The sequence below is a fragment of the Yersinia sp. LJYL362 genome, assembly GCF_048323875.1.
Genome location: NZ_JBLWEX010000077.1, coordinates 1 through 9,691 on the forward strand (window position 1 = coordinate 1; position 9,691 = coordinate 9,691).

The following is a 9,691-nucleotide window of genomic DNA, read 5'->3' on the forward strand; positions in this document are numbered from 1 at the left end:
TAGCGGCCTGAGAGGCGGAATCATCTTTAGGGACTGCCACGGCTTGCGCTGCACCTTCCGGCGGCGCAATAGGCAGGGGCTGACTGACCGGTGGAACCGCATCAATCTCCTGACTATCACCGGGTTTTGGCACTAATGGGATGGCAGCAAACTCATCCTCATAATGCTTCTTTTTACCATCCAGCAGCCCCGGCAGTATAATCACACCCAACGCCACCAGAATTATGGTCCCGACTAAACGGTTCTGGAACTTACTTGCCACTCGCTCTCCCCATTTCAATGTCTTGATAAACTCAAGCTGTTACAAATCCATTGCTGCCATGACATGGGCAACCGTATGGAAAGAGCCACAGACAATGACCACATCCTGTGGTTCTGCATCCTGCATGGCCTGACGCCAGGCAGTTTCGACATCACTAAACTGGCGTGATTGCGCCAAATGCTCGGCTAACTGCTCCGCGCTGGCCCCACGCAGCCCTTCCAGCGGCGCACAGTACCATTCATCTACCTGCTCAGATAAGCACGCCAGCGTACCACCAATATCTTTATCCGATAACATTCCAACCACCGCGCGCACTTTGCCCTGTTTAGGCAGTTGAGCCAGTTTATCAGTCAAATAACGAGCTGCGTGCGGATTGTGAGCAACATCCAAAATCAACAACGGCTGCTCACTGACTCTCTGAAAACGCCCTGGTAAACTGGCAGCCTGTAGCCCCTGACGAATCACGTCTTCGCTCAATGACAATCCAGAATAATGCAATACCGCCAGTGCCGTCGCCGCATTGGCTAGCGGCACATTTGGTAGTGGCAAATCGTTTAGTTGGTGTTCACCGCATTGCCAATCCCAGCCGTTTTGAGATTGACCCAATGCTTCCTGCTGGCTGAACTGCCAGGCAATATCGCGTTGATACAGGTGCGCACCGAGTGTTGCAGCAACATCTGCTATCGACTGCGGCATATCAGGCTCCCCAACCACTGCCGGTTTACCCGCACGGAAGACACCGGCTTTTTCACGGCCAATGCTTTCTCTGTCGAAACCCAGCCAGTCAGTGTGGTCGATCGCAATGCTGGTAATGGCGGCAACATCTGAATCCACAATATTTGTCGCATCCAAACGCCCACCCAGCCCGACTTCCAGAATTACCACATCAAGCTTAGCCTGCTTAAACAGTTGCAGGGCAGATAAGGTGCCAAACTCGAAGTAAGTCAGTGAGATATCTTTGCGCCCAGCTTCAATTTTAGCAAAAGAATGGCTGTGCTCCGCTTCAGGCAATTCTTGCCCCTGAATACGAACGCGCTCGGTGTAACGCAAAAGATGAGGTGAGCTGTAAACCCCGACCCGCAGACCCGCTGCCAGTAAAATTGATTCCAGGGTACAACAGGTGGTGCCCTTGCCATTCGTACCGGCAACGGTAAAAACTTTAGGAGCAGGCTTAAGCAAGTCCAAACGCTCAGCAACCTGTTTAACACGCTCCAACCCCAGCTCGATTGGCTGAGAATGCAAGCGCTCAAGATAGTAAAGCCACGCGGCCAAAGGCGACGTGGCTTGGGGAGTTTGATGATTGTCCATAAGTCCCACCGCTGGCCTTATACCCATCATACTTCAAGCTGCTTACGCGTTGGCTGCTTTCATTCACCCGAATCATTGACTAGCGTCAACTCATCGGGACTCACTCAATTGCCGCCTTCCAGCAACTCGAATTATTTTAGGTAAATATTTTCTTTTTTAAAGCTATAAAGCTCAAGTTCCGACCATGCGCAATGACCGGGCACCACCTTATCAGGGTGATGCCCGGTCGGTTAATCAGGCATCAGCTTGATTATCAGTCACAGCAGCATCAGCCTTGACTTCCACCGTGCTTGGTTGCGGTTGATGAGTCAATTTTGACAAGATGCTGGCCAGCGTCTGACGCATAACCGGACGGCGAACTATCATGTCGATAGCGCCTTTTTCAATCAAGAATTCGCTGCGCTGGAAGCCCGGCGGCAGTTTTTCACGCACAGTTTGCTCGATAACCCGAGGGCCAGCAAAGCCAATCAATGCTTTCGGTTCAGCGATATTGATATCACCCAACATCGCCAGACTGGCGGAAACACCGCCCATGGTCGGGTCAGTCAGTACGGATATATACGGCAAACCACGCTCTTGCATTTTAGCCAGAGCGGCACTGGTTTTTGCCATCTGCATCAGAGACATCAATGCTTCCTGCATACGGGCACCGCCACTGGAAGAGAAGCACACCAGTGGGCAATTGTCCTCCAGTGCCTGTTCTACCGCACGAACAAAGCGAGCACCGACGACTGACGCCATTGAACCGCCCATAAAAGCAAATTCAAATGACGCGGCAACAATCGGCATTTCCTCCAAGGTTCCTTTCATAGCCACCAAGGCATCTTTCTCGCCGGTCTCTTTTTGTGCAGCCACGAGGCGATCTTTATACTTCTTGGTATCCTTAAATTTCAGGACATCCTTTGGCTCCAGTTCGCTACCTAATTCCACTTCACTGCCTTCATCCAGCAGCATATGTAACCGCTGACGGGCTGACATACGCATGTGGTGATCACACTTAGGACACACTTCCAGGTTACGCTCTAACTCGGCGCGATAAAGCACCTGACCGCAACTGTCGCATTTCGTCCACACCCCTTCAGGAATACTCGCTTTACGGGTTTGTGTGATATTGCTTTTGTTGAGAATTCGTTCAATCCAGCTCATCGATGACCTTTCTGTTTGAACCTGGCTGTTGCCAGTTCGCTGTTCATGCTTTAACCATCTCCCTGAAAACACTCCAATAAAAAATGCCTAAGATATACACCAATGCGGCGTAACTAAGGCACTTAACTCGGATTGCTCACAGGAACAGACCACAAATGTAACTCATTAAACCATATTGGTTCGACAGTGTAGATAAAAAACTGGTCGAACCCACGGCTTAGGTAACGTTTTTACTGATTTTTCTGACGTGCTGCTGCCCGCCGATGCCGCCAAACCTCGAATACGCCCGGCAAGATTGACACCACGATAATGGCAACAATCAGCAATTTCAGATTATCCTGAACAAATGGCATGTTACCAAACCAGTAGCCAGCATAGGTGAATAACAGCACCCATACTAACGCCCCAATCACGTTATAAGCGGCAAAATGGCGATAGGACATTTTACCCATCCCCGCAACAAACGGCGCAAAAGTACGAATGATCGGAACAAATCTCGCCAAAATAATCGCTTTACCACCATGTTTTTCGTAAAACTGATGGGTTTTATCCAGATAACTACGACGGAAAATTTTGGAGTCCGGGTTGCTGAATAACTTTTCACCGAATACCCGGCCAATAGTGTAGTTAATCGCATCCCCCAAAATCGCGGCCGTGACCATCAGCGCGACCATAATATGAACATTGAGGTCATTGGAGGGCAATGAAGCTAATGCACCCGCCACAAACAGCAGAGAATCCCCCGGCAAGAATGGCGTGACAACCAGACCAGTTTCACAGAATAAAATCAGGAATAAAATGCCATAAACCCAGACCCCATACTGCGCCACCAACTCCGCTAAATGAACATCAATATGCAAAATAAAATCAATAACGAAACGTATAAATTCCATAAATACTCTCGACGGTAAACAAGCTTAATCTCTGCGAGCTTAGCTGAACTTCCTTAGGTATTCCTTAGCCCCAAGTGACCAATACGCCCAGCTCATGCTGTTGCATGAAAATACGGCAATAATATTAGTCGTCAGCTAAAAAAAGCGGCCCCAGTGGCGTTTTGGGTAACGCAAAGTGGTCAGGATAATCGACTGAGACTAAATACAACCCTTCCGCTTTCGCGGTTGCTGCCGCACGCGCTCTGTCTTTCAGCGCCAGTAACTCGGCCATCCAGGTGACACTCTGATTGCCACAACCAATTTCGATCAGGCTACCAACAATATTGCGCACCATATGATGAACAAATGCGTTGGCCTTGATATCTACCACGATATACGCGCCATGTCGGGTAACTTTTACATGTTTTACATTTCGCCATGGGCTACGGGACTGGCATTGTACGGCACGGAATGAAGTAAAATCATGCTCGCCGAGCAAACATTGCGCAGCCTGTTCCATTTTTTCGGCATCCAGCGGCAGATAACAATGGGTGACCCCTTGCGCCAACACCGCCGGCCGATAGCGATGGTTAAAAATAATATAACGATAGCGGCGAGCCGTTGCACTGAAACGGGCATGAAAGTCATCATCAACTGTTTTGACCCAACGAACGGCAATATCAGGCGGTAAATGGCTGTTGACGCCCATCGTCCAGGCGGCATCTTTACGCGCGGCCGCTGTGGTAAAATGAACGACCTGCCCTGTCGCATGCACCCCGGCATCTGTCCGCCCGGCACATAATACGCCGATAGGCTCATTGGCGACGTTCGACAGTGCGGCCTCCAGGCAAGCCTGTACGCTGACAACCTCTTGCTGGCGTTGCCAACCGAAATAACGGCTGCCGTTGTATTCGATACCCAGCGCGATTTTAACCCCCGCAGTTTCAGCTGCGGTATTTTCTGGCTGAGTCAACTCAAGTTCGGACATCAGTATAGTTGCTCCTGCAACAGGCGCTCCGCCGTTTCAATTGCCATCAACGCACCGCCGAAACGAATGTTGTCGGCCACAGACCAGAACTGCAACACTTCGGGGATACCATAGTCATTGCGGATGCAACCAATACTCAAAACATCACTGCCAGAGGCATCTGTCACTTGTGTTGGGTAATCATCTTCTTCCGATAACTGGATATCGTCGCAACTTTCCAGCACACTGCGGGCTTCCTCCGCGGCGATTGGGCGTAGCGCTTCCAGATGAACCACTTGTGCCTGACCATAGAATACTGGCGACTGAACACAGCTCACGGAGATAGGTAATCCTTCATCTTGTAAGACTTTACGCACCTGATCCACTAAACGGCGCTCTTCACGCACGCTGCCCTCTTCATCAGCTATCAACGGCAAAACGTTAAATGCCAATTGCTTAGCGAAGATACCTGGCTCGGCAGGAATGCCATTTAACAGCTTGGCACTTTGCCCGGCGAGATCATCTACTGCAGCTTTACCGTGAGCGGAAGCAGAAATCAGCGCGGTAACATGCAAACGGGACAAACCAGCCTGTTCGGTCAGCGGCTTAATTGCTGTCAATAACTGGCTGGTTAGGCTATCGGCGACCGCAATAATATTGCGGTTGCGGTACTCCGCCAGCACTTGAGGATTCACACTTGGCACCACCAGCGGTATATCTTGTTCCATGGCAAACAAGCCACTGCTGTCGATAACCAGACAACCAGCATTTCCCGCTTCGTCTGCATATTGCTGTGAGGCGTCACGGCCAGCGACAAAGAAAGCCAGTTGCGCCTGCGACCAGTCAAATTCTGCCGCATTTTCAACCAGCACACTTTTACCGTTAAAGCGCACAGTTGCACCAGCACTGCGCTCGCTGGCCAGAGGATACAATTCACCAACCGGGAACTGGCGCTCATTTAACAGCTCCAGCAAAGCTTCACCTACTGCGCCCGTTGCTCCTAACAGAGCGATATTCCAGCCGTCAGACATGTTGGTTTCTCCACAATGATTGATACAAAAACAAAGGCGGTAACATACCGCCTGAATGTGATGACAAAATTGGCAATTTAGTGCCGTGGGTCAAGGGTTGACCGCACCTAGGGGCACTTCGATGGCTTACGCCATTACGACCCCAACGGCACGTTTCCCCTTGATTCAACATCATCCGCAATCTGAGACGATAAAACACCGCCTGATAATGAATATCATGAGGTTATAAAAGTTGAGTGGCAAACCCTAACTTTTGCAACAACTCAGCGCTGGCAGCATCATCGCACTGCACACAAAGTGATGACCATTCGCGCCGCTCTTGATAGTGCTTGCGCAGGCGGTCGAACTCGCCCGGCAGGCCAGCAACACGCCGTAACGGCGCATCATCGCGGCGCACATCATACACCAAGTGCATCAATCGTTTTAATTTGCCTTCGTCTAACGCGCCATTTAGTCGTAACTGGCTGAATTCAGGTTGTGGCAATAAGCTGGCCAGCTCGACGGATTGTGGCTGGCCCAAATATTGGCTAAATGCTTCAAACACTTGAGTTGTGCCGCGCGCTTTACCCTCCAATGTGTACCCGGCGATATGGGGGGTCCCGATATCAACACGGGCCAATAGAGGCAAAGATAACTCTGGCTCTGGCTCCCACACATCCAGCACCACACTGAGTTTTTTGCCCTTTTCCAGCGCGCGGAGCAATGCAGCGTTATCAACCACCGCACCGCGGCAGGCATTAATCAGAATGCGGCCATCTGGTAATGCAGCCAGCAGCTCATCATCTGCCATATGCAAGCTTTGGTAAGGGCCGCTTTTATTCAGCGGTGTATGGAAGGTGAGAACATCAGCTTCATGTACCAGCTTTTCCAGCGGCCAAAATGTTTCGTTATCACCGCGATCCGCGCGTGGTGGGTCACACAGAAGAGTCCGCACCCCGAGAGCTTGCAGACGAGCATTTAGCCGTGATCCCACATTACCCACACCAATGATACCAACCGTTTTATCACGCAGTTGGAAACCATCGCGCTCGGCCATCATCATCAGCGCAGAAAAAACATATTCCACCACGGCAATGGCATTACAGCCGGGGGCGGCGGAGAACCCGATGCCCTGCTGTTGCAGCCAGTTATCATCGACGTGATCTGTACCTGCGGTCGCTGTGCCGACAAAACAAATTGACGTGCCTTGCAACAGCGCCTCATTCACTTTGGTGACCGAGCGCACCATCAACGCATCTGCACCCGCCAGTGCATCAAGGGGAATTGGCCGCCCCGGCACTGCCTGCACATCACCTAACCGCTGAAATAGCGCCTCGGCGTATGGCATATTCTCATCAACCAGAATTTTCACTTTGTTCTCCGGCAGCTTGCTGCCCTACAGATGAAAAACAGGGCGCTTAGTATATCCCCAAAATCGTTAGAGTTGCAGGTAGGCGACAAGCGAATAAACCCCGATGAGCTGACTCAAGTCAGTGATTCGGGTGCGTAAGCGTAGCCAACACCCCTGCGGCTTCAAGGAGGAAGGAAATTGGTGCGACGAAAACGCTCTGGTGTCGTCCCCGAAATTTGCTGGAACATGGCAATAAAAGCTGACGCTGAACTATAGCCTACATCGAGTGCCACACTTTGCACCGTTCTCCCTTGTTCCAGTAACGAAATTGCATGTAAAAAACGTAATCGTTGCCGCCATTCACTAAATGCCATGCCTAACTCCTGCTGACAACGGCGCGATAGCGTTCGTTCAGTGGTATAGACTCGTTTGGCCCAGGCTGCCAGCGAGGTATTGTCTGATGGACAGCGCTCTAGTGCGGTCAAAATGGGCGACAGCAGCTTATCTTGTGAGGTCGGCAAATAGGTGCATTGCACCGGTGAGACTTTGAGCTGATCAATCAGCACCAGGCTTAAGCGCAAATCTTGTTTGCTTTCCGGTATTAATAAAGCACGAGCGAAGCAATCCTCCACGATGGCATTAAAAATCGGGCTGACATTAATCAGACAAGCTGACGTGGGTAAGTCTTTGCAGTGTTCTACCGCGATATCAATAGCGCGAAAATGCATTGATTTACGGTTATAACTGGAATGCTCGACTCCGGCGGGTATCCAGACACTGAATTCAGGCGGAGCCAGAAAGCGCTGCCCACCAATACTCATGGCCAGTACGCCCGATTTAACACAGATCAATTGCCCGTAGGAATGGGTATGGGGTAGAAATTCAGTGTTGGCATTGTATATCTCACAGCGAAAAGACACATTCTGCGGCGCGGTGTCGGCGACCATCGGAAAATTAGGTTTTGTCATCGTCATTCATACCCTAAATAATTCGAGTTGCAGGAAGGCGGCAAGAGAGTCCCGATGCGCATACTGGAGTCAGTGATTCGGGTTATTGAACATAGCCAACGCATATACAGCTTGAAGTATGACGGGTAAATTGTCTTAATCACAGCAACGATTGTCTGATTATCAGTATATAGAATAAATCAGACAGCGTTACACTGCACCGCATTAGTATATCAATGAGAATTATGAGCATGAATGTGTTATTCCCCTTATTCGCGGTGATTATCTGGTCAATCAATGCCGTGGTCAGCAAAGTCTCCGCTACCGTTATCGATCCGGCGGCAATCTCCTTCTATCGCTGGGTGCTGGCATTATTGACCCTAACGCCATTTTTGCTGATGGGCGTTATCCGCAACTGGCCGGCGATTCGTATCTATTGGTGGAAACTAATGATTCTGGGGCTATTAGGTATGGTGTTATATCAAAGCCTGGCTTATTACGCTGCCCACAGTGTCAGCGCCCTGTTTATGGGAATACTCAGTTCGTTAATTCCATTATTAACTGTGCTTATTAGCATTGTGGTGCTACGTGTGGCACCTACCGTCGGGATTGCGCTGGGGAGTATCTTGTCATTAGGGGGATTGGTGTGGTTGGTCAGCGCGGGTAACCCGGCGCAATTGCTGCAACATGGTATCGGCAAAGGTGAATTGATGATGTTCGGTGCCTCGGCATCCTATGCTCTCTACGGGGTGTTAACCAAGCGCTGGGCGATTCAATTGCCTAACTGGCAATCCCTATATATGCAAATTGTCTTTGGTGTGGTGCTGTTATTACCGAACTTCCTGATGGCCGCGGATGTTCAATTAACGGCACAGAATATCCCGCTGGTATTATTTGCCGGCATTCCCGCTTCTATTATTGCGCCTTATTTATGGATTCACGGCGTTATGCGACTGGGAGCCAACACCGCGTCGATATTTATGAACCTGACGCCAGTGTTTACCGCCATTATTGCCGTCACTTTCCTGCATGAACAGTTGCACAGCTACCACCTGATTGGCGGCGGTATTACGCTCGCGGGGGTGATATTAGCTCAACGTCTGCGCACACCATTACGTCGAAAAACCGCGCAATAAACGCTCTCAGGGCGAGATAGTACTATTGCTCGGTGTTGCTATCTCCCCCTGAGTATTATCTTTTCTATGCAGCATTAATACACCCAATAAAACCAATGCACTGCCCAGTAATTGCGAAGCCGATAAGATTTCATCCAATAGGAAATAAGCAATAACGGCGGTGAACACCAGCTCCAGGGTAAGAATTAAACTGGCGACCGCCAGCGGGAGGGTTTTCAAACTCAAATTAAACAAGCCAAAGCCCAGTAATGTCGGGCCAGCGGCCAGAATCAACAATAGCCACCAGCCAGACCATTGAACACCTTCTGTCCCGATGGATAAAAAGAACAGATTTCCGACCATCTGCTGTAACCCCGGTATCGGCAACCACAAGAGCAGTTGATTAAATATCAACTGATAGACAGCTGAGAATCCAAACACATATAAAATAGTATTCCACACGGGGTAACGGCGATCAGTGGCAATTCGCCCGGCCAGAGTATAAAAGCTGTAACCAATTCCCGACGCCAGCCCAATAAATAAACCCACAAAATTAAAATCTGCCGCCGTGATATTCACCCCATCGCTGACCAGAAAACAGCCCACCATGCTAATAACGATAACGAAGAACTCACGCCAGCCCATATATTCGTTATAAAAAATCCATCCCAGAAAAACGGTAAAACCCACCGAGCAATACACCAAAATGGTGG

General features: G+C 50.0%; 10 protein-coding genes. 1 reads left to right on the top strand and 9 read right to left on the bottom strand.

The window, feature by feature from the left end:
• The 8 genes from dedD to ACNSO8_RS03260 all read right to left on the bottom strand — a co-directional run.
• Positions 1-262: cell division protein DedD (gene dedD / locus ACNSO8_RS03225; RefSeq protein ID WP_418393809.1), on the bottom strand; the 262-nt coding region annotated here is incomplete at its 3' end.
• A 39-nt stretch (positions 263-301) separates the two neighbouring features.
• Entirely contained in the window at positions 302-1,570 is a 1,269-nt protein-coding gene (gene folC / locus ACNSO8_RS03230) for a bifunctional tetrahydrofolate synthase/dihydrofolate synthase (RefSeq protein WP_418393810.1), read from the bottom strand.
• 234 nt (positions 1,571-1,804) lie between these two features.
• Positions 1,805-2,716: an acetyl-CoA carboxylase, carboxyltransferase subunit beta gene (gene accD, locus ACNSO8_RS03235; protein ID WP_418393811.1), complete on the bottom strand. Its 912-nt coding sequence runs from the start codon at positions 2,714-2,716 to the stop codon at positions 1,805-1,807.
• A gap of 230 nt (positions 2,717-2,946) precedes the next feature.
• Positions 2,947-3,609, bottom strand: a complete 663-nt coding sequence (locus tag ACNSO8_RS03240) for a DedA family protein (protein ID WP_418393812.1) — start codon at positions 3,607-3,609, stop codon at positions 2,947-2,949.
• A gap of 124 nt (positions 3,610-3,733) precedes the next feature.
• Positions 3,734-4,576, bottom strand: coding sequence for a tRNA pseudouridine(38-40) synthase TruA (gene truA, locus ACNSO8_RS03245; protein WP_418393813.1), 843 nt, complete (start codon positions 4,574-4,576; stop codon positions 3,734-3,736).
• On the bottom strand, positions 4,576-5,586 hold the full coding sequence (locus ACNSO8_RS03250) for an aspartate-semialdehyde dehydrogenase (RefSeq protein WP_418393814.1): 1,011 nt from the start codon (positions 5,584-5,586) through the stop codon (positions 4,576-4,578). The genes truA and ACNSO8_RS03250 overlap by 1 nt, the downstream gene beginning before the upstream one ends.
• Before the next feature lie 223 nt (positions 5,587-5,809).
• Positions 5,810-6,937: a 4-phosphoerythronate dehydrogenase PdxB gene (gene pdxB / locus ACNSO8_RS03255; RefSeq protein ID WP_418393815.1), complete on the bottom strand. Its 1,128-nt coding sequence runs from the start codon at positions 6,935-6,937 to the stop codon at positions 5,810-5,812.
• A 161-nt stretch (positions 6,938-7,098) separates the two neighbouring features.
• Entirely contained in the window at positions 7,099-7,884 is a 786-nt protein-coding gene (locus ACNSO8_RS03260; protein ID WP_418393816.1) for an AraC family transcriptional regulator, read from the bottom strand.
• A gap of 230 nt (positions 7,885-8,114) precedes the next feature.
• Between ACNSO8_RS03260 and ACNSO8_RS03265 the strand changes: the two genes are divergently transcribed.
• Positions 8,115-8,999 (top strand): DMT family transporter, encoded by an 885-nt coding sequence (locus ACNSO8_RS03265; RefSeq protein ID WP_418393818.1) that lies wholly within the window; start codon positions 8,115-8,117, stop codon positions 8,997-8,999.
• Positions 9,000-9,005: 6 nt separating this feature from the next.
• On the opposite strand, the gene ACNSO8_RS03270 is transcribed toward ACNSO8_RS03265, so the two are convergent.
• A partial coding sequence (locus ACNSO8_RS03270; RefSeq protein WP_418393817.1) for a DMT family transporter occupies positions 9,006-9,691 on the bottom strand: 686 nt, incomplete at its 5' end.